Here is a 20356-nt window from a genome sequence, read left to right on the forward strand (position 1 = left end):
CCAAACTCCCCTCCATACTAAATTGCTTTTCCACTAACTAATTCTTCACGATTATATAAAACCATACGTGGATATGGAATTTCAATTCCATGTAAATCAAGACGATTTTTAATCTCTTTACGAAGTGCCCTTGCAATAACTGCATGTTGCATCGGTTCTACTTCAGCAATAACACGTAATATAACTTCTGATGCTGCTAATGTTTGCACACCTAATAATTGAGGCGTTGTTACCATTTTTTCGTACTTTGAAGGTAATTCTACTAATAAATCTTCAATAACTTGCTCTGCTTTCGCAATATCAGCCTCATATGAAATAGATACATCAACAAACGCTACACTATTACTAACTGAGTAGTTAGTAACTTGAATAATACTTCCATTTGGTAAAGTATGAATTTCACCTGTCCAACTCTTTACTTTCGTTGTACGAAGTCCAATTTCTAAAACGACTCCTTCAAATTGACCGATTTTAACATAATCGCCAACTGAAAACTGATCTTCTAACAAAATAAATAAACCTGTAATAACGTCTTTCACTAAACTTTGAGCACCAAATCCGACTGCTAAACCAATTACCCCAGCACCCGCTAATAAACCTGATGCATTAATATCAAACACACCTAAAATCGCAATTAGCATAATGAACATAACAACGTACGCTACAATATTTTCAAGTAATTTCGCTACTGTAACTGTACGACGTTCTGAAATTTGAATTGGAGAACGACTCCCCATACGAAACGCATTTCGTACAACCGCCCTTGCAATTCGCACAACAACTGCACCAATTGTTAAAATAATACATATTTTTAATGTCGCAACTCCAATATGAGCCCAACGATCAGCATCTAATAAATACTGTTTCATAGAATTAAACCACTTCGCTAATAAATCCATGTACCTCTACCTCTCTAGCTAAAATTTCTTTTTAGTTACCCTTATTATTGTATCAGAAGTCCCCTAATTGCTGAAAAAATTTTATGATTTTAATCCTATTTTATCCCCGACATCCAGGTATAAAATGGAACGAATATATATATACTAGTACTATTATTTCCGTTTTCATTCACATTTTGCAAAAATTACGCACTTATAACTTTCCATTTTCCTCACCATATAACATATATTGAAAATTTATTAAAAGGATGGGTGCTTCATGAATATTGGAAGTTTTCGCTTACCATTTTTTGAGAAAGAAACTCAAAACGTTATGCACCAAGATCTAGAAGCCTCTGAGATAATCAGTAATTTCTTACTTACCCATATTCCTATTAAAACTAATATACCACTCATTCTCGTTTGTATCGGCACAGATCGCTCTACAGGTGACGCACTCGGCCCATTAGTTGGTACAAAACTTGAACAAATAGACATCCAAAACCTCCAAGTATTCGGTACACTAGATGAGCCAGTACATGCGCTAAATTTAGAAGAGAAAATTCAGAATATACAGAAAGAATATCCTACTGCATTTATAATTGCTGTTGATGCATGTTTAGGAAAGTCCCAAAATATCGGATCAATCACTACTGGAAAGGGACCTAGTAAACCTGGAGCTGCTATGAATAAGAAATTACCCGCAGTTGGTGATTTGCACATACACGGTATCGTCAATCTAAATGGGTTTATGGAGTTTTTCGTTCTTCAAAATACAAGATTAAGTTTAGTCATGAAAATGGCTGATGTAATCGCAAAAAGTATAAAAGAGACGGATCAAAAATTATCCGCATTAAAAAAAGCAAACCATCTATAAATAATAAGATGGTTTGCTTTTTAATTTTTCTGTGCTAATAGTTCTAAAATACGATTTAAATCTTCTTTATTAAAAAATTCAATTTCGATTTTACCTTTTTCTTTTTTCGTCTCTTTAATTTTCACATCTGTGCCAAACTTTTCTCTTAAGAACGTTTCACGTTCTACGAAAAATATATTTCGCTCTTTTTTCACTTTTTTTGTTTCACGTGAAACGTGTTGATTAATCTCTTGGACGATTTTCTCTAATTGACGAACATTTAATCCTTCTTTTTCAATGCGTTTCAATAAGGACTTCAATTGTTCTTCATCTTTTATCGTAAGTAAAGTTCTCCCATGAGCCATTGAAAGTTGACCATTTGCAATCATATCTTGTACGAAAGAAGGTAGGCTTAATAACCGAGTATAATTTGCAATGTAAGGTCTGCTTTTACCAAGACGTTTCGCTAATTGTTCTTGCGTTACATTTAGCTCATTCATTAACATCTGGTATGCCATTGCCTCTTCCATAGGATTTAAATCTTCTCGTTGTAAGTTTTCTAACAAAGCAAATTCCATCATTTGCTGTTCAGTTAATTGTCTTACAACCGCAGGTACTTTTTCTAAACCAGCCTCTTTTGCAGCACGAAATCGTCTTTCACCTGCAACAATTTCATATCCTTTAATACTCTTCCTAGCAATTAATGGTTGTAGAATACCGTGTTCCTTAATCGAAATTGCTAATTCCTGAATCGCCTCTTTATTAAAGTGTTTACGCGGTTGATATGGATTCGGCCTTAATTCAGTTACAAGAATCTCCTGAATTGTTTCCTCTTCTTTCACATCTAAATCAGGAAAAAACACATTAATTCCTCTTCCTAATCCTTTAGCCACCTGCAATCACTTCCTCTGCTAAATCTATATACACTTCTGCTCCTCTTGATTTAGCGTCATACTGCATAATAGGTTTCCCATGACTTGGAGCCTCGCTCAAGCGTACATTACGCGGAATAATCGAGCGATATACTTTATCCCTAAAATACTTTTTCACTTCATCTATAACTTGAATCCCTAAATTTGTACGGGCATCCAACATTGTTAACAATACACCTTGAATTGCTAAATTTTTATTTAAATGTTTTTGTACAAGTCGAACTGTATTTAATAGCTGACTTAACCCTTCTAGTGCGTAATATTCACACTGTACAGGAATAATAACAGAATCTGCTGCTGTTAATGCATTAATCGTTAATAACCCTAAAGATGGGGGACAGTCGATAATAATATAGTCATATTTATCACGAACTGGCTGTAATGCTCTTTGCAAACGTACTTCCCGGGAAATAGTCGGTACCAATTCAATTTCAGCACCAGCCAATTGAATTGTAGCGGGTAGAACATCTAAGTTTTCAGTTGCGGTTTTCTGTATAACCCCTTGAACATCTGCATCTTCCACAAGAACGTTGTAAATACATTGATCTAATTCAGATTTTTCAATTCCCACACCAGTCGTTGCATTTCCTTGAGCATCAATATCTACAAGAAGGACTTTTTTACCTACTTGCGCCAATCCAGCCCCTAAATTAACAGATGTTGTTGTTTTTCCAACACCGCCTTTTTGATTAGCAATAGCAATGATTTTTCCCATGATGTCACCTACTTTCAACCTTTCTATCTTATTCTAGTAACAATTACGTTTATTGTAACATGAAATAAAACTTTTTCTTTTACGTCCTTTATTAAACTTCAAAATTTATTTCTAAACTCCTTCTTCATTTAACAAGAAAATATAGTAAAAGAGACCTCTCCAATAGGATAAGGTCTCTAGCACGTCATTATTATTTTTTCTTTGGAATTTTAATTGTAATTTGATAGTACTCATCAAATTCTTCTTCCTCAGAATTAACATTCAAACCACTTTCAGTAACCATTTGTAAAGATTGTCTAATTGTATTCATAGCAATCCTCGTATCTCGACTTACTGCTTTTTGCTTTGCCTTACGCTTCGGTTTCGCTTCCTCTAGTAACTTCGCAATTCGTTCTTCTGTTTGCTTTACATTTAGTTGTTTCTCCACAATTTCCTGTAAAACCTTCAGTTGTAATTCCTCATTTTTTAAAGGAATGAGAGCGCGAGCATGACGTTCTGTAATGCTTTTTTCTAATAATGCACTTTTTATTTCTTCAGGCAACTTTAACAAGCGCAACTTATTTGCGATTGTAGATTGTCCTTTTCCAAGTCGTTGTGCCAATGCTTCTTGTGTTAAATTATGTAACTCAATCAGCTTTTGATATGCCACAGCTTCCTCGATTGCCGTTAGTTCCTCACGTTGCAAGTTTTCAATTAAAGCTACAGAAGCTGTCTCTGTATCATTTAAATTCTTTATAATTGCAGGAACCTTTTCCCAACCTAACTTTGTTACCGCGCGAAAACGTCTTTCTCCAGCAATAATCTCGTACTTATCATCCTCATATTGCCTTACAACAATCGGTTGAATAAGTCCATGTGTACGAATTGTTAATGCTAACTCATCAATACGCGCATCATCAAAAACTGTTCTTGGTTGATAACGGTTAGGGGTAATATTTACTATCGGAATTTCTTGTATTTCTTCATATACCTTTTTATCTATCTCTTCATGGCTTTCGTCTTGTAATTCGAATTCGCTCTCTTTATCTCCAAAGCCAAATAAACGAGAAAACGTATTTTTCATACATATTCCACCACCTTTTAGGCCTATTGACTATTCTCCATAAAATGTTTCCTATGAAACATTTACGTTTTCATTTATATAATTTAATCTTACGTCTAATAAGATTTATTTTTCAATAGGTAATTTATTGGGTGTTCCCGGTTTGCGTGGATATTTCTTTGGTGTCTTGCGCTTTTTCTCGATTAATAAAATATTACGTTCACTCTCTTCAAATGGTAATTGGAAAGTAGACATCTCTTTCAACTCTCCGCCTAGCACCTCTAAAGCATACTTGCCATTTTCAATTTCTTCGTTTGCTGCTGCACCTTTCATTGCAATGAATGTTCCTCCAACTTTTACAAGTGGTAAACATAGCTCACTTAATACAGAAAGACGCGCAACTGCACGTGCCATTACAATATCGTATGATTCACGTACACCTTCTTTTTTCCCAAATGTTTCAGCACGATCGTGACAAAATGCAACATCACTTAATTCTAACTTTTGGGCTAAGTGATTTAAGAAATTAATACGTTTTTGCAATGAATCTACAATTGTTACTTTTAAGTGCGGGAAACAGATTTTTAAAGGAATACTTGGGAATCCAGCCCCTGCACCAACATCACAAATTGAGAATGGTTTTGAAAAATCATAATAAAAAGCAGCTGTAATGGAATCAAAAAAGTGTTTTAAATATACTTCTTCTTTTTCTGTAATAGCCGTTAAGTTCATTTTTTCATTCCACTCTACTAATGTTTCAAAGTAGATTTTGAACTGCTCTAACTGTCTAGAAGAGAGGGTGATTCCCTTCTCTTCTAGCATAGATTGAAATTGTTCTATGTTCATCTAGCAATATCTCCTTACTATTTATTGGTTCGATACGCGTGCAATTTTTCCTTGTTCTATATACACAAGTAAAATGGAAATATCCGCTGGATTTACGCCAGAAATACGTGAAGCCTGCCCCATTGAAAGTGGACGAACATCTTTCAATTTCTGTCTAGCTTCTGAAGCAAGGCTAGAAATCGCATCATAATCAATATCTACAGGGATTTTTTTACTCTCCATTTTCTTCATACGCTCTACTTGCTGTAAAGATTTTTCAATATACCCTTCATACTTAATCTGAATTTCAACTTGTTCTTTAACTTCATCACTTAATTCTACTTCACTTGGTACTAAAAGATGAATATGCTCATATGTCATCTCTGGACGACGTAATAAGTCACTTGCACGTATTCCATCTTTCAATTCACTTCCGCCAATATTGCGAATTAATTCTTGAACTTCAGGACGTGGTTTAATAATAATGCTGCTTAAACGTTCCTTTTCCTGTTCAATTTGTAATTTTTTATTTGTAAATCGCTCATAGCGCTCTTCTTTAATTAGTCCAATTTCACGACCAACTTCAGTTAAACGAAGATCAGCATTATCGTGGCGTAATAATAGACGGTATTCTGCACGAGACGTTAATAAACGATATGGTTCATTTGTACCTTTTGTTACAAGATCATCAATTAAGACGCCAATATAAGCATCCTCGCGACCTAAAACAACTTCTTTTTTACCTAAAGAACGGCATGCTGCATTAATTCCAGCCATAAGCCCTTGTCCGGCCGCCTCTTCGTAACCAGAAGTTCCATTAATTTGTCCTGCTGTATATAAATTTTTAATCTTTTTCGTTTCAAGTGTTGGCCATAGTTGTGTTGGCACAATTGCATCATATTCAATTGCATAACCTGTACGCATCATTTCAACATTTTCTAGGCCTGGAATTGTTCTAAGCATGTCACGTTGTACATCTTCTGGTAAGCTTGTGGATAAACCTTGTACATATACTTCTTGTGTATTACGCCCTTCTGGCTCTAAGAAAATTTGATGACGTGGTTTATCATTAAATCTTACTACTTTGTCTTCAATAGAAGGACAGTATCTAGGGCCTGTTCCTTTAATCATACCAGAATACATAGCTGAACGATGTAAATTTTCATCTATTAAACGGTGTGTTTCTGTACTTGTATATGTCAACCAACATGGAATTTGATCCATAATAAATTTCGTTGTTTCAAAAGAGAACGCACGTGGCTTATCATCACCTGGTTGAATTTCTGTTTTACTGTAGTCAATTGTATTACTGTTTACACGCGGAGGTGTCCCTGTTTTAAATCTAACAAGATCAAATCCAAGTTCTTCTAAATGCTCAGATAATGTAATAGACGGTTGCTGATTATTTGGACCGCTTGAATATTTTAAGTCGCCCATGATAATCTCGCCGCGTAAAAATGTTCCAGTTGTAATTACAACGGTTTTTGCTGTATATTCTGCACCAGCTTGTGTAACTACCCCTTTACATACACCTTCTTCAACGATTAAACGCTCTACCATTCCTTGGAACAACGTTAAGTTTGGTGTTTCTTCAATTGTTTTCTTTAATTCATGTTGGTAAGCGAATTTATCAGCTTGCGCTCGAAGTGCACGTACGGCTGGTCCCTTACCTGTATTTAGCATACGCATTTGAATATGAGTTTTATCAATATTACGTCCCATTTCTCCGCCTAATGCATCAATTTCACGAACAACAATCCCTTTTGCTGGTCCACCAACAGAAGGGTTACATGGCATGAATGCTACCATATCCAAATTAATTGTTAACATTAATGTTTTTGAGCCCATTCGTGCTGCCGCAAGACCAGCTTCACATCCTGCATGACCTGCACCGATTACTATGACATCGTATGAACCGGCATTGTATCCCATTGTTTATTCCTCCTAATAATCTCTATCTTTCTACAACTTCACTATATTATTTTCCTAAACAAAATTGAGAGAACAACTGGTCAATTAAGCTTTCATGCACTGTGTCCCCAGTAATTTCACCAAGTATTTCCCACGTTCTTGTTAAATCAATTTGTACCATATCAATTGGTACACCATTTTCAATCGCCTCAACTGCATCACCGATTGTTTTTCCTGCTTGTGTTAATAATCCAATATGTCTCGCATTAGAAACATATGTCATATCTGCAGAATCAATTGTTCCTTCAAAGAATAAATCAGCTATTGCCTTTTCGAGTTCATCTATTCCTTGTTCCTCAATTAAGGATGTTGTAATAACACGATTTCCCGCGGCTAACTCTGTAACACGTTCCATATCAATCGCTTGCGGTAAATCAGTCTTATTCACAATAACAATAAAGTCTTTTCCTTGTACCGCACGGAATAGATCTTTATCCTCATTTGTTAAAGCCTCGCTATAGTTGACAACAACTAATACTAAATCCGCTTGGCTCATCATTTCTTTTGAACGTTCCACACCAATTCGTTCAACAATATCTTCTGTCTCCCGAATACCGGCTGTATCTATAAGTTTAAGAGGTACACCACGCACGTTAACGTACTCTTCAATAACATCACGAGTTGTTCCTGCAATATCAGTTACAATTGCCTTTTTCTCCTGAACAAGACTATTTAATAACGATGATTTCCCAACGTTAGGTCTACCGATAATTGCTGTAGCAATACCTTCACGTAAAATTTTCCCTTGTTTTGATGTTTCTAATATTTTTTCGATTTCCGAACGAACATGCGTCGCTTTCTCAATTAAAATATTATGTGTCATCTCTTCTACATCATCGTATTCTGGATAATCTATATTTACCTCAACATGAGCTAATGTTTCTAATATTTCTTGACGCAAAAGACCAATTAATTTAGATAATCGCCCTTCCATTTGATTAATTGCTACATTCATCGCACGATCTGTTTTTGCTCGAATCAAATCCATAACAGCTTCTGCTTGTGATAAGTCGATACGTCCATTTAAAAAAGCACGTTTTGTAAATTCGCCCGGTTCTGCCAATCGTACTCCTTGTGCTAGAATAAGTTGCAATACTTTATTTACTGAAACAAGTCCACCGTGACAGTTAATTTCCACTATATTTTCACGTGTAAAAGTCCTTGGTGCGCGCATAATAGACACCATAACTTCTTCAATAACTTGATTTGTATCTAAATCAACAATATGACCATAATGAATAGTGTGAGAAGGAACCTCTGTTAAATCCTTCCCCTTAAAAATACGATCAACTTTCTCAACCGCATCATCCCCACTTACTCGAACAATGGCAATTGCACCCTCTCCAAGCGCTGTGGAAATCGCAGCAATTGTATCAAATTCCATGTCCTTTCACCTCACTTGCTTATTTATCTCTATTTCAACATGATTATTTCTTTCACTAAATTATTAGGATACCATAACGAACCTATCTACAAAAGAAGAATAACTCATTTTATTATATCCCCATGTAAAAAACACTAAACTTATTCACAGTGGATAAGTTTAGTGTTTTTTAGTTATCCACATCTATTTTCCGCTCAAAAAAACCGGCACTCATTTGAGCAACCGGTCATTTAGGAGATATTACAACATGCCGATGTGGTTCATTTCCTTCAGAAGTTGTATTGATACCTTGATGATTTGATAATGCCTGATGAATAATTTTTCGTTCAAAAGATGGCATCGGTTCTAAAATAACTCTTTTTTTCGTATTAAATACTTGTTTCGCTAATCGATAAGAAAGTGATTCTAACGTACTTTTTCTTTTACTACGATAATTTTCAGCATCTAGTGTAATACCGATATACTGCTTCGTGTTACGATTCGCGACAAGTTTTGTTAAATACTGTAAAGAGTTCAATGTATTACCTCTTTTCCCAATTAAAACACCTACATTATCACCAGAAATTGTGAATTCGATTTCGCGTCCTTTTACAATTTTACTAATCTCGACTTCCACACCCATATCGTGAATAACATTTCTTAAATATTCTTCACATTCTTGAATTGGATCTTTCTTCAATACAACTTCTACTACTGCAGGGCGATTCCCAAATAAACCTAAGAATCCCCTTTTACCCTCATCGACAATATTTATATCTACTCGATCTTTTGATGTATTTAATTTCCTTAAAGCATCCTCTACTGCCAGCTCGACTATTTGTCCTTTAGCAGTAATTACACTCACTTGCTTGAGCCTCCAGCTTTACCAGCCTTACTAGCCTTAATCTCTGGCCCTTTAATAAAGTACATTTGAGCAATACCAAAGATATTACCAACAACCCAGTAAAGTGATAATGCAGCTGGGAAGTTAATTGCAAAGATTAAAATCATAATCGGCATAAGCCAAAGCATCATTGCCATTTGTGGATTTTGACCAGCTGTTCCTGCCATTGCAAGCTTTTGCTGAATAAATGTCGTAATTGCTGCAACGACTGGTAAGATATAGAACGGGTCTGCATGTCCTAAATCGAACCATAAGAAACTATGTTGTTTAATTTCAGCTGTTCTCATAATCGCATGATAAAACGCGAATAAAATAGGCATCTGAACAAATATCGGTAAACATCCTGCCAATGGATTTACACCATTCTTTTGATATAACTGCATCATTTCTTGTTGTAGTTTTTGCTGTGTTGCTTGATCTTTAGAACTATATTTCTCTTTTAACTTCACCATTTCTGGTTGTAACGCTTGCATTGCCTTTGTACTCTTTGTTTGTTTAATCATTAATGGTAATAATGCAAAACGAATGATAAGAGTTGTAATAACAATTGCTAAACCGTAATTACTGTTAAATAAGTCGGCAAAATACGTGATTAACTGAGAAAGCGGATATACGAAATATTCATTCCAAATCCCAGTACTTTTCGATGTAATCGGCTGACCCGTTTCACTACAACCGGTGGCAATCGCCATTAATGCAACGACCATGGCTAGTAAACCTAATTTCTTTTTCAAAGCCTACTCCTCCTTGTATCGGTATGTATATAGTGTAATTCATTTCCTTACGCTACTTTTTTATTCTTTTCATACCAGAGCGTTTAAAGACATGAATTAAGCTTTTCTTTACTTCTTCATATGTCATCTCTGCACAAGGCTTCCTTGCTATTATAACAAAATCTTTTCCAGAATCTATCTCATCTTTTAACTCTGTAATAGCCTGACGGACCATGCGCTTAATTCGATTACGAACTACTGCATTTCCTATTTTCTTGCTAACAGAAAGGCCGATGCGAAAGTTTGGCTGTTCTTCTTTATCTAATTGGTATACAACAAACTGACGATTTGCATTTGATTTTCCTTTTTGAAAAACCGCCTGGAATTCATCATTCTTCTTTATACGATGTTTTTTCTTCATATCAATTGACACTCCTGTATTTCATCAGCGGAAATTCACTATTATTAGAAAAAAAGACCACTGAACGATCAGTGGTCTACGCAGATAATACTTTTCTTCCTTTACGACGACGAGCTGCTAGCACTTTACGTCCGTTCGCTGTGCTCATACGGCTGCGGAAACCATGTACTTTGCTGCGCTTACGTTTATTTGGTTGGTAAGTTCTTTTCATTATATGACACCTCCCTGAGGAATATCTGTTAAAGACAGTCCTATAAATTATAGTTAATTAACTAGGAAAATGTCAATGGTTCTAGAAATTTTCATCAAATATTCATTTTGAACCTATTCACATACTTTTTCACAGCACCTATATTTCCTTGTGGATAAATATTTTTTCGCGTTTTTTATATCCACAAACTTTTTTCACACTTTTACACAGTATATCGTGTTGTGGACAAGTTTATTCCACAAGGTATTGATTTTGTGGATAACTTTCTTAAATTCATTGCTATAGCCACTTTTTTTTGATATTATAGTTGTGTTTTCACTTTGAATAAGTTTTCCACATCTTTATCTTATCCACAATTTGTGTATAACATGTGGACAGTTTTAATCACATGTGGGTAAATAGTTGTCCACATTTGCTTTTTTTGTCGAAAACCCTATCTCATATACAAACGACGTTTTTAGGTTTTAAAATACGTTTCGTATAAATATACATTTTATATTTATTAGGTTGTACATTTGTTGCGCAACCTTATTCTTTTACCAACTTAGTAAAGGAGGGACACCTTTGGAAAATATCTCTGATTTATGGAATAGTGCCTTAAAAGAATTAGAAAAAAAGGTAAGCAAGCCTAGTTATGAGACATGGTTAAAATCCACAACCGCTCATAACTTGAAGAAAGACGTATTAACGATTACAGCTCCGAATGAATTTGCTCGTGACTGGCTAGAATCTCATTACTCCGAACTAATTTCAGAAACACTATACGATTTAACAGGGGCAAAATTAGCAATTCGCTTTATTATTCCCCAAAGTCAAGCTGAAGAGGACATTGATCTGCCTCCAGTTAAGCCGAATCCAGCACAAGATGATTCAGCTCATTTACCACAGAGCATGTTAAATCCAAAATATACATTCGATACATTTGTTATTGGCTCTGGTAACCGTTTTGCCCATGCAGCTTCATTAGCTGTAGCTGAGGCGCCAGCTAAAGCGTATAATCCACTCTTTATTTATGGAGGAGTTGGACTTGGAAAGACACATTTAATGCATGCAATTGGTCATTATGTAATTGAACATAATCCAAATGCAAAAGTTGTATATTTATCATCAGAAAAATTTACAAATGAATTTATTAACTCTATTCGTGATAATAAAGCTGTTGATTTTCGTAATAAATATCGCAACGTAGATGTTTTATTGATAGATGATATTCAATTTCTTGCTGGAAAAGAACAGACTCAAGAAGAGTTTTTCCATACATTTAATGCATTACACGAAGAAAGTAAACAAATTGTAATTTCTAGTGACCGACCACCAAAAGAAATTCCAACTTTAGAAGATCGTCTTCGTTCCCGCTTTGAATGGGGACTTATTACAGACATTACGCCGCCAGATTTAGAGACACGAATTGCGATTTTACGCAAAAAAGCAAAAGCTGAAGGGCTTGATATACCAAATGAAGTTATGCTTTATATCGCAAATCAAATTGATTCAAATATTCGTGAATTAGAAGGTGCACTTATCCGAGTTGTAGCTTATTCATCTTTAATTAATAAAGATATTAATGCTGATTTAGCAGCTGAAGCACTTAAAGATATTATTCCAAATTCTAAGCCGAAAATTATCTCTATTTATGATATTCAAAAAGCTGTCGGGGACGTTTATCAAGTGAAATTAGAAGATTTTAAAGCGAAAAAACGTACAAAATCAGTTGCGTTTCCTCGCCAAATTGCAATGTATTTATCGCGCGAGCTTACAGATTCCTCTTTACCAAAAATAGGTGAAGAATTTGGTGGACGTGATCATACAACAGTTATCCATGCCCATGAAAAAATCTCTAAACTACTAAAAACCGATACGCAATTACAAAAGCAAGTTGAAGAAATTAATGGTATTTTAAAGTAGTAGCTGAATAGTGTGAATAACTTACCTTGTTTTACGCACAGTCTATCCACATGTAGATAGACTGTTTTTACATCCTTTAGCGGAGTTATCCACATATCCACAAGCCCTATTACTATTACTACTATTTTTTATCTTTATTAATTAAATAAAATCTTATACTTACCGGAGGTTTTTCTTTATGCGTTTTACAATACAAAAAGATTATCTTGTAAGAGGTGTACAAGATGTAATGAAGGCAGTTTCTTCTCGTACAACAATCCCAATTCTTACGGGAATTAAAGTTGTAGCGACTGAAGAAGGAGTTACATTAACAGGAAGCGATGCTGATATTTCTATTGAATCGTTTATTCCAGTCGAAGAAGCTGGAAAAGAAATCGTAGAAATAACTCAATCAGGAAGCATTGTTTTACAGGCAAAATATTTTAGTGAGATTGTAAAAAAACTACCTAAAGACACTGTCGAAATTTCTGTAGAAAATCATTTTATGACAAAAATAAAATCTGGAAAATCAGAGTTTAACTTAAATGGTTTAGATTCTGCAGAATATCCGTTATTGCCACAGATTGAAGAACATCATGTATTTAAGATACCAACAGATTTACTTAAACATATGATCAGACAAACTGTATTTGCAGTTTCTACTTCTGAAACAAGACCAATCTTGACAGGTGTAAACTGGAAGGTATATAACAGCGAGTTAACTTGTATTGCAACAGATAGTCATAGGCTGGCACTTCGAAAAGCAAAAATTGAAGGACATAATATTGCAGATGAATTCCAAGCTAATGTTGTTATTCCAGGTAAGAGCTTAAATGAATTAAGTAAAATTTTAGATGAGTCTGAAGAAATGGTAGATATCGTTATTACGGAGTATCAAGTATTATTCCGTACAAAACATTTATTATTCTTCTCAAGATTGTTAGAAGGGAATTATCCTGATACGACACGTTTAATTCCGGCAGAGAGTAAAACGGATATTTTTGTGAATACAAAAGAATTCCTACAAGCAATTGATCGTGCTTCACTATTAGCAAGAGATGGCCGCAATAACGTTGTTAAATTATCAACTTTAGAGCAAGAAATGCTAGAGATTTCTTCGAATTCACCAGAAATCGGAAAAGTTGTCGAAGAAGTACAATGCGAAAAAGTAGATGGAGAAGAGTTAAAAATATCTTTTAGTGCAAAATATATGATGGATGCATTGAAAGCTTTGGATAGTACAGAGATTAAAGTTAGCTTTACTGGGGCGATGAGACCGTTCTTAATTCGTACAGTAAATGATGATTCAATTATTCAATTAATTTTACCGGTTCGTACTTACTAGGTAAGGAATAAGGGTTGCTAGTTTAAAGATGCTAGTGGCCCTTATTTGATTTTTGGGTATTACTTTCCTAATGCTAGTTTATTTAGTACAATGAAAGAATGAACACTTTCAGAAAGTGAGCGATTTTATGAAACGTATTAAAATTTCAACAGAGTATATTACACTAGGACAATTTTTAAAGTTAGCTGATGTAATTGATACAGGTGGCGCTGTAAAATGGTTTTTACAAGAATATGAAGTGTACGTGAACAACGAACTTGAAAATAGAAGAGGTCGCAAACTATATGCGAATGATGTTATTGAAATTCCAGGAAGCGGAACTTTCCAAGTTCAGGCATAAAGGGGGAGCCCTTTGTTTATTTCAGAAATACAATTAAAAAAATATCGCAATTATGAAAAATTAGAGCTTTCCTTTGAAGATAAGGTAAATGTAATTATCGGCGAAAATGCGCAAGGGAAAACAAATTTGATGGAAGCTATTTATGTTTTAGCGATGGCGAAATCTCATAGAACCTCTAATGATCGCGAACTTATCCGCTGGGATGAAGATTTTGGTCAAATAAAAGGGAAATTACAAAAAAGAAACAGTTCTTTGTCTTTGGAATTAAATATTTCGAAAAAAGGTAAAAAGGCAAAATTAAATCAACTTGAACAACAAAAGTTAAGTCAATATATTGGCGTGATGAACGTTGTCATGTTTGCCCCAGAAGATTTAAATCTTGTAAAAGGAAGCCCTCAAGTAAGAAGACGCTTTTTAGATATGGAATTAGGACAAATAGCTCCTGTATATTTGTATGAATTAAGTCAATATCAAAAGGTGCTCACGCAACGAAATCACTTGTTGAAAAAAATGCAAGGGAATAGTAAGAATGAGGAAACGATGTTGGATGTATTTACACTTCAACTAATTGAGCATGGTGCGAAAATACTGCAAAAACGTTTTGAATTTTTGCATTTGCTACAGGAATGGGCAGCTCCAATTCATCGAGGTATAAGCCGTGGATTAGAAGAGTTAGAAATTGTCTATAAACCAAGTGTAGATGTATCAGAATCAATGGATTTGTCGAAAATAAAAGAAGTATACTATGAAAGTTTTCAATCTGTGAAACAACGTGAAATTTTCCGTGGTACGACTTTGATTGGTCCTCATCGTGACGATTTACAATTCTTCGTTAATAGTAAAAATGTTCAAGTCTTTGGTTCGCAAGGACAACAACGAACGACCGCACTATCCCTAAAATTAGCTGAAATTGAATTGATTTATTCAGAGGTTAAAGAATATCCAATCCTTTTGTTGGATGATGTTTTATCAGAATTAGATGATTATCGTCAATCACATCTTTTAAATACAATTCAAGGAAAAGTGCAAACATTTGTTACAACGACGAGTGTCGACGGAATTGAACACGAAACATTAAAAGAAGCGAAAACAATTCATGTAACGAACGGCACTGTAGATTGTGAAATAGATAGGGAATAACCCCTGTTTAAATGGAAAAGTAGGTGATCTTTGTGTCAATGGAACAAAAGCAAATGCAAGAAAATGCATATGATGAAAGTCAGATACAGGTGCTTGAAGGACTAGAGGCAGTTCGGAAACGCCCTGGTATGTATATTGGATCTACAAGTGGAAAAGGGCTTCACCATCTTGTTTGGGAAATCGTAGATAATAGTATTGATGAAGCACTTGCAGGTTATTGTGATGAAATTAATGTTAGTATCGAAGAAGATAATAGTATTCGTGTAACGGATAATGGGCGTGGTATTCCGGTTGGTATACAAGAAAAAATGGGACGTCCAGCTGTAGAAGTTATTATGACTGTTCTCCACGCCGGTGGTAAATTTGGCGGTGGCGGTTATAAAGTTTCTGGTGGTTTACATGGTGTTGGGGCATCGGTTGTAAATGCTCTATCAACAGAATTAGAAGTATTTGTACATCGTGAAGGTAAAATCCATTACCAAAAATATGAAAGAGGTATTCCGGTTGCGGATTTAAAAGTCATTGGTGACACAGATCAAACAGGAACAATAACTCGATTTAAACCAGATCCGGAAATTTTCCAAGAAACAACAGTATACGATTTTGATACGCTAGCAACTCGTATGCGTGAATTAGCGTTTTTAAATCGTAATATTAAATTAACAATTGAAGATAAACGTGAACATAAGCAAAAGAAAGAATTCCATTACGAAGGTGGAATTAAATCATACGTTGAGCATTTAAATCGCTCAAAACAACCGATTCATGAAGAGCCTGTGTACGTAGAAGGTTCAAAAGATGGTATTCAGGTTGAGGTTTCTCTTCAATATAACGAAGGATACACAAATAATATTTACTCATTTACGAATAACATCCATACGTATGAAGGTGGTACACATGAGGTAGGTTTTAAAACAGCTTTAACTCGTGTAATCAACGACTATGGTCGTAAAAATAGCATTTTAAAAGATGCGGACAGTAATTTAACTGGTGAGGATGTTCGTGAAGGTTTAACAGCAATTGTATCAATCAAGCATCCAAATCCACAATTTGAAGGACAAACGAAGACAAAACTTGGGAATAGTGAAGCGAGAACAATTACAGAGTCTGTATTCTCAGAGGCATTTGAAAAGTTCTTACTAGAAAATCCTAATGTAGCGCGAAAAATTGTAGAAAAAGGTACGATGGCTGCACGTGCACGTGTAGCTGCGAAAAAAGCGCGTGAATTGACACGTCGAAAGAGTGCGTTAGAAGTTTCAAGTTTACCTGGTAAATTAGCTGATTGCTCTTCGAAAGATCCAGCAATTAGTGAAATTTACATCGTAGAGGGTGACTCTGCGGGTGGATCTGCAAAACAAGGACGCGATCGTCATTTCCAAGCAATTTTACCGCTGAAGGGTAAAATTATTAATGTGGAAAAGGCGCGCTTAGATAAGATTTTATCAAATGATGAAGTTCGTACAATTATTACGGCAATCGGTACAAATATTGGTGGAGACTTCGATATTGAAAAAGCACGCTATCATAAAGTTATTATTATGACCGATGCCGATGTTGATGGTGCACATATTCGTACCCTATTATTAACGTTCTTCTATCGTTATATGCGTCAAATAATTGAGTGTGGTTATATCTATATTGCACAGCCGCCATTGTTTAAAATACAACAAGGTAAAAAAATTCAATATGCTTACAACGATAAGGAACTTGAAAAAATCTTAGCTGAGCTACCAGCCCAGCCGAAACCAGGAATTCAACGTTATAAAGGTCTTGGGGAGATGAATCCAACTCAGCTATGGGAGACGACAATGGATCCAGAAGTACGTTCATTACTTCAAGTTTCCCTTCAAGGTGCAATTGAAGCAGACGAAACATTTGAAATTTTAATGGGAGATAAAGTAGAGCCACGTCGTAACTTTATCCAAGAGAATGCAAAATACGTGAAGAACCTTGATATTTAAATGAGTAATGACAGGAATCTAAGTATTCCTGTCTTCTACATATAAATCAATGTATGTGTAACGGAAATGTAAGAGGAGGTGCTCGTTGATGTCAGACAATCAACAACAAGCACGAATTCGAGAAATTAATATTAGTCATGAAATGCGTACCTCATTTTTAGATTACGCAATGAGTGTTATCGTATCTCGTGCATTACCAGATGTTCGTGATGGATTAAAACCTGTGCATCGTAGGGTTTTATATGCGATGAATGATTTAGGAATTACAGCTGATAAAGCGTATAAGAAATCAGCACGTATTGTCGGTGAAGTAATCGGTAAGTATCACCCTCATGGTGATTCAGCCGTTTATGAAACAATGGTACGTATGGCGCAAGATTTTAGTCAACGTTATATGCTTGTAGATGGGCATGGTAACTTCGGTTCTGTAGATGGAGATTCAGCAGCTGCAATGCGTTATACAGAGGCAAGAATGTCTAAGATTTCTATGGAATTAATACGTGATATTTCAAAAAATACAATTGATTATCAAGATAACTATGATGGTTCCGAAAGAGAACCGATAGTACTACCAGCGCGTTTCCCTAATTTATTAGTAAACGGTACAACAGGTATTGCTGTTGGTATGGCAACAAATATACCGCCGCATCAGCTTGGCGAAGTAATTGATGGTGTGCTGGCATTAAGTCATAATCCTGATATTACTATCGCGGAATTAATGGAATACATTCCAGGTCCAGACTTTCCGACGGCAGGTTTAATTTTAGGAAGAAGTGGAATTCGAAGAGCTTATGAAACAGGTCGCGGTTCCATTATGCTTCGTGCTAAGGTTGAAATTGAAGAGAAGTCAAACGGTAAACAATCTATTATCGTAACTGAACTACCTTATCAAGTTAATAAGGCACGATTAATTGAAAAAATCGCAGAATTAGTTCGCGATAAGAAAATTGAAGGTATTACAGATTTACGTGATGAATCAGATCGTAATGGTATGCGTATTGTCATGGAAGTACGTCGTGATGCTAATGCAAACGTACTATTAAACAATCTATATAAACATACAGCGCTTCAAACAAGTTTCGGTATTAATATGTTGTCTCTTGTAAATGGGGAGCCACAAGTACTAAATTTAAAACAAAATCTATATCATTATTTAGAGCATCAGAAGGTAGTAATTCGTAGACGTACTGCTTATGAATTAGAAAAAGCAGAAGCACGTGCTCATATTTTAGAAGGATTACGAATTGCTTTAGATCATCTTGATGAAGTTATTACGTTAATTCGTAGTTCAAAAACGGCAGATATTGCAAAGCAAGGCTTAATGGAACGTTTTGGTTTAAGTGAGAAACAAGCGCAAGCGATTTTAGATATGCGTCTGCAACGCTTAACTGGATTAGAACGTGAAAAAATTGAGCAAGAATATCAAGACTTAATGAAGTTAATTGCTGAATTAAAAGCGATTTTAGCAGATGAAGAAAAAGTTCTTGAGATTATTCGTGAAGAATTAACAGAAGTAAAAGAGCGTTTCAATGATAAGAGACGAACAGAAATTACAATTGGCGGTATGGAATTTATTGAAGATGAAGATTTAATTCCTGAACAAAACATTGCGATTACGTTAACTCATAACGGTTATATTAAGAGGTTACCGGCTTCTACGTACAAAACACAGAACCGTGGGGGACGTGGTGTGCAAGGAATGGGTACGAATGATGATGACTTTGTTGAACATTTATTAACAACGTCTACTCATGATCATATTTTATTCTTTACAAACAAGGGTAAAGTATACCGTACGAAAGGATATGAAATTCCAGAGTATAGTCGTACTGCAAAAGGACTACCAATTATTAACCTATTAGGGGTAGATAAGGGTGAGTGGATTAACGCTATTATTCCGATTCGTGAATTTGGTGACGATCAGTTCTTATTCTTTACGACAAAACAAGGGGTTTCTAAGAGAACACCACTTTCATCATTTGCAAATATACGTACAAATGGTTTAATTGCAATTTCTCTTCGTGAAGAGGATGAAGTAATATCTGTACGTTTAACATCGGGTGATAAGGATATTATTGTCGGGACAAGTAACGGTATGCTAATTCGTTTCAATGAACAAGATGTTCGTTCTATGGGACGTAATGCTGCAGGTGTTAAAGCTATTACGTTGGGCGATGAAGACCAAGTTGTAGGTATGGAAATTGTCGAAGAGGATGTAAATGTTCTAATTGTAACGAAAAATGGTTACGGAAAGCGTACACCGATTGATGAATACCGTCTGCAAAGTCGCGGTGGTAAAGGTCTGAAAACTTGTAACATTACAGATAAGAACGGTAAATTAGTAGCTGTTAAGTCTGTTACAGGTGAAGAAGATATTATGTTAATTACAGCGGCAGGCGTTATTATTCGTATGCCAGTTGATCAAATCTCTCAAATGGGACGTAATACACAAGGTGTTCGTCTAATTCGATTAGAGGAAGACCAAGAGGTAGCGACGGTAGCAAAAGCACAAAAAGATGAAGAGGAAGAAACGAGTGAAGAGGTTTCTTCAGAAGAATAAGAGAGGGGATTTTCCCTCTCTTTATTTTTTTATAATAATACTTGCATAGGGAAGAGAAAGCCTATATAATAGGCAGAGTCAGCAAATGAGAGATACAACTTATCGAAAAAACTTGTTGACGAAAATAATATACTATGATATATTATAAAAGTCGCTGAAACGCGATATTGAACTTTGAAAACTAAACGAAACAAACAACGTGAAACGTCAATTTTTATTTTAGATGCTAGACAAACTAACTTTATTGGAGAGTTTGATCCTGGCTCAGGATGAACGCTGGCGGCGTGCCTAATAC

The 20356-nt window shown here is 35.3% G+C and carries 18 protein-coding genes; 7 read left to right on the top strand and 11 right to left on the bottom strand.

The window, feature by feature from the left end; all coding sequences use genetic code 11:
* Nucleotides 1-17 precede the first annotated feature (17 nt).
* The gene (locus tag MR168_RS16055; protein WP_000364814.1) at nt 18-899 is read right to left on the bottom strand and encodes a mechanosensitive ion channel family protein; all 882 of its coding nucleotides are present in this window, start codon (nt 897-899) and stop codon (nt 18-20) included.
* 259 nt (nt 900-1158) lie between these two features.
* Between MR168_RS16055 and yyaC the strand changes: the two genes are divergently transcribed.
* A complete protein-coding gene (gene yyaC, locus MR168_RS16060) occupies nt 1159-1755 on the top strand; it encodes a spore protease YyaC (protein WP_001020714.1) in 597 nt (198 codons plus the stop codon).
* Between the two features lie 20 nt (nt 1756-1775).
* Here the strand turns inward: yyaC and spo0J are convergent, their stop codons facing one another.
* The 10 genes from spo0J to rpmH form a co-directional block, all read right to left on the bottom strand.
* Nucleotides 1776-2627, bottom strand: coding sequence for a stage 0 sporulation protein Spo0J (gene spo0J, locus MR168_RS16065; protein ID WP_001051832.1), 852 nt, complete (start codon nt 2625-2627; stop codon nt 1776-1778).
* Nucleotides 2620-3381 (bottom strand): sporulation initiation inhibitor protein Soj, encoded by a 762-nt coding sequence (soj, locus tag MR168_RS16070; protein WP_000516115.1) that lies wholly within the window; start codon nt 3379-3381, stop codon nt 2620-2622. Before soj ends, spo0J begins: the two co-directional genes overlap by 8 nt.
* Nucleotides 3382-3571: 190 nt before the next feature.
* The gene (noc, locus tag MR168_RS16075) at nt 3572-4444 is read right to left on the bottom strand and encodes a nucleoid occlusion protein (RefSeq protein ID WP_086412405.1); all 873 of its coding nucleotides are present in this window, start codon (nt 4442-4444) and stop codon (nt 3572-3574) included.
* A gap of 105 nt (nt 4445-4549) precedes the next feature.
* Nucleotides 4550-5269, bottom strand: a complete 720-nt coding sequence (rsmG, locus tag MR168_RS16080; RefSeq protein WP_001019628.1) for a 16S rRNA (guanine(527)-N(7))-methyltransferase RsmG — start codon at nt 5267-5269, stop codon at nt 4550-4552.
* A 21-nt stretch (nt 5270-5290) separates the two neighbouring features.
* Nucleotides 5291-7180: a tRNA uridine-5-carboxymethylaminomethyl(34) synthesis enzyme MnmG gene (gene mnmG / locus MR168_RS16085; RefSeq protein ID WP_000541031.1), complete on the bottom strand. Its 1890-nt coding sequence runs from the start codon at nt 7178-7180 to the stop codon at nt 5291-5293.
* Between the two features lie 46 nt (nt 7181-7226).
* Nucleotides 7227-8603 carry a tRNA uridine-5-carboxymethylaminomethyl(34) synthesis GTPase MnmE gene (mnmE, locus tag MR168_RS16090; RefSeq protein WP_086412406.1) on the bottom strand — a complete coding sequence of 459 codons (1377 nt, stop codon included), beginning with the start codon at nt 8601-8603 and terminating at the stop codon, nt 7227-7229.
* Between the two features lie 226 nt (nt 8604-8829).
* Nucleotides 8830-9447 carry an RNA-binding cell elongation regulator Jag/EloR gene (jag, locus tag MR168_RS16095; RefSeq protein ID WP_242291422.1) on the bottom strand — a complete coding sequence of 206 codons (618 nt, stop codon included), beginning with the start codon at nt 9445-9447 and terminating at the stop codon, nt 8830-8832.
* Complete coding sequence (spoIIIJ, locus tag MR168_RS16100) at nt 9444-10220, bottom strand: YidC family membrane integrase SpoIIIJ (RefSeq protein WP_000727738.1); 777 nt, start codon at nt 10218-10220, stop codon at nt 9444-9446. Before spoIIIJ ends, jag begins: the two co-directional genes overlap by 4 nt.
* A gap of 52 nt (nt 10221-10272) precedes the next feature.
* Complete coding sequence (gene rnpA, locus MR168_RS16105; protein ID WP_000726621.1) at nt 10273-10620, bottom strand: ribonuclease P protein component; 348 nt, start codon at nt 10618-10620, stop codon at nt 10273-10275.
* Between the two features lie 76 nt (nt 10621-10696).
* Complete coding sequence (gene rpmH / locus MR168_RS16110) at nt 10697-10831, bottom strand: 50S ribosomal protein L34 (protein WP_000831901.1); 135 nt, start codon at nt 10829-10831, stop codon at nt 10697-10699.
* A gap of 564 nt (nt 10832-11395) precedes the next feature.
* On the opposite strand from rpmH, the gene dnaA reads away from it, so the two are divergent.
* From dnaA to gyrA, 6 genes are all read left to right on the top strand, one after another.
* Nucleotides 11396-12736 (top strand): chromosomal replication initiator protein DnaA, encoded by a 1341-nt coding sequence (gene dnaA, locus MR168_RS16115; protein ID WP_000428017.1) that lies wholly within the window; start codon nt 11396-11398, stop codon nt 12734-12736.
* A gap of 178 nt (nt 12737-12914) precedes the next feature.
* Nucleotides 12915-14060, top strand: coding sequence for a DNA polymerase III subunit beta (gene dnaN / locus MR168_RS16120; protein WP_016121496.1), 1146 nt, complete (start codon nt 12915-12917; stop codon nt 14058-14060).
* Nucleotides 14061-14187: 127 nt separating this feature from the next.
* A complete protein-coding gene (yaaA, locus tag MR168_RS16125) occupies nt 14188-14400 on the top strand; it encodes a S4 domain-containing protein YaaA (RefSeq protein WP_000821364.1) in 213 nt (70 codons plus the stop codon).
* Between the two features lie 12 nt (nt 14401-14412).
* The gene (gene recF / locus MR168_RS16130; RefSeq protein WP_086412408.1) at nt 14413-15540 is read left to right on the top strand and encodes a DNA replication/repair protein RecF; all 1128 of its coding nucleotides are present in this window, start codon (nt 14413-14415) and stop codon (nt 15538-15540) included.
* Between the two features lie 38 nt (nt 15541-15578).
* A complete protein-coding gene (gene gyrB, locus MR168_RS16135) occupies nt 15579-17501 on the top strand; it encodes a DNA topoisomerase (ATP-hydrolyzing) subunit B (RefSeq protein ID WP_086412409.1) in 1923 nt (640 codons plus the stop codon).
* An 88-nt stretch (nt 17502-17589) separates the two neighbouring features.
* Nucleotides 17590-20061, top strand: coding sequence for a DNA gyrase subunit A (gene gyrA / locus MR168_RS16140; RefSeq protein WP_001282864.1), 2472 nt, complete (start codon nt 17590-17592; stop codon nt 20059-20061).
* Nucleotides 20062-20356 lie beyond the last annotated feature (295 nt).

It is taken from the genome of Bacillus cereus group sp. BfR-BA-01356 (assembly GCF_022663635.1).
In the GTDB taxonomy this organism is placed as follows: Bacteria; Bacillota; Bacilli; order Bacillales; family Bacillaceae_G; genus Bacillus_A; species Bacillus_A cereus.

Bases quoted from the DNA above. Each gene is read 5' to 3' on its own strand.
- MR168_RS16055 (WP_000364814.1), bottom strand. From the start codon at position 899: ATGGATTTATTAGCGAAGTGGTTTAATTCTATGAAACAGTATTTATTA.
- yyaC (WP_001020714.1), top strand. From the start codon at position 1,159: ATGAATATTGGAAGTTTTCGCTTACCATTTTTTGAGAAAGAAACTCAA.
- soj (WP_000516115.1), bottom strand. From the start codon at position 3,381: ATGGGAAAAATCATTGCTATTGCTAATCAAAAAGGCGGTGTTGGAAAA.
- noc (WP_086412405.1), bottom strand. From the start codon at position 4,444: ATGAAAAATACGTTTTCTCGTTTATTTGGCTTTGGAGATAAAGAGAGC.
- rsmG (WP_001019628.1), bottom strand. From the start codon at position 5,269: ATGAACATAGAACAATTTCAATCTATGCTAGAAGAGAAGGGAATCACC.
- mnmG (WP_000541031.1), bottom strand. From the start codon at position 7,180: ATGGGATACAATGCCGGTTCATACGATGTCATAGTAATCGGTGCAGGT.
- mnmE (WP_086412406.1), bottom strand. From the start codon at position 8,603: ATGGAATTTGATACAATTGCTGCGATTTCCACAGCGCTTGGAGAGGGT.
- rnpA (WP_000726621.1), bottom strand. From the start codon at position 10,620: ATGAAGAAAAAACATCGTATAAAGAAGAATGATGAATTCCAGGCGGTT.
- rpmH (WP_000831901.1), bottom strand. From the start codon at position 10,831: ATGAAAAGAACTTACCAACCAAATAAACGTAAGCGCAGCAAAGTACAT.
- dnaN (WP_016121496.1), top strand. From the start codon at position 12,915: ATGCGTTTTACAATACAAAAAGATTATCTTGTAAGAGGTGTACAAGAT.
- yaaA (WP_000821364.1), top strand. From the start codon at position 14,188: ATGAAACGTATTAAAATTTCAACAGAGTATATTACACTAGGACAATTT.
- gyrB (WP_086412409.1), top strand. From the start codon at position 15,579: ATGGAACAAAAGCAAATGCAAGAAAATGCATATGATGAAAGTCAGATA.
- gyrA (WP_001282864.1), top strand. From the start codon at position 17,590: ATGTCAGACAATCAACAACAAGCACGAATTCGAGAAATTAATATTAGT.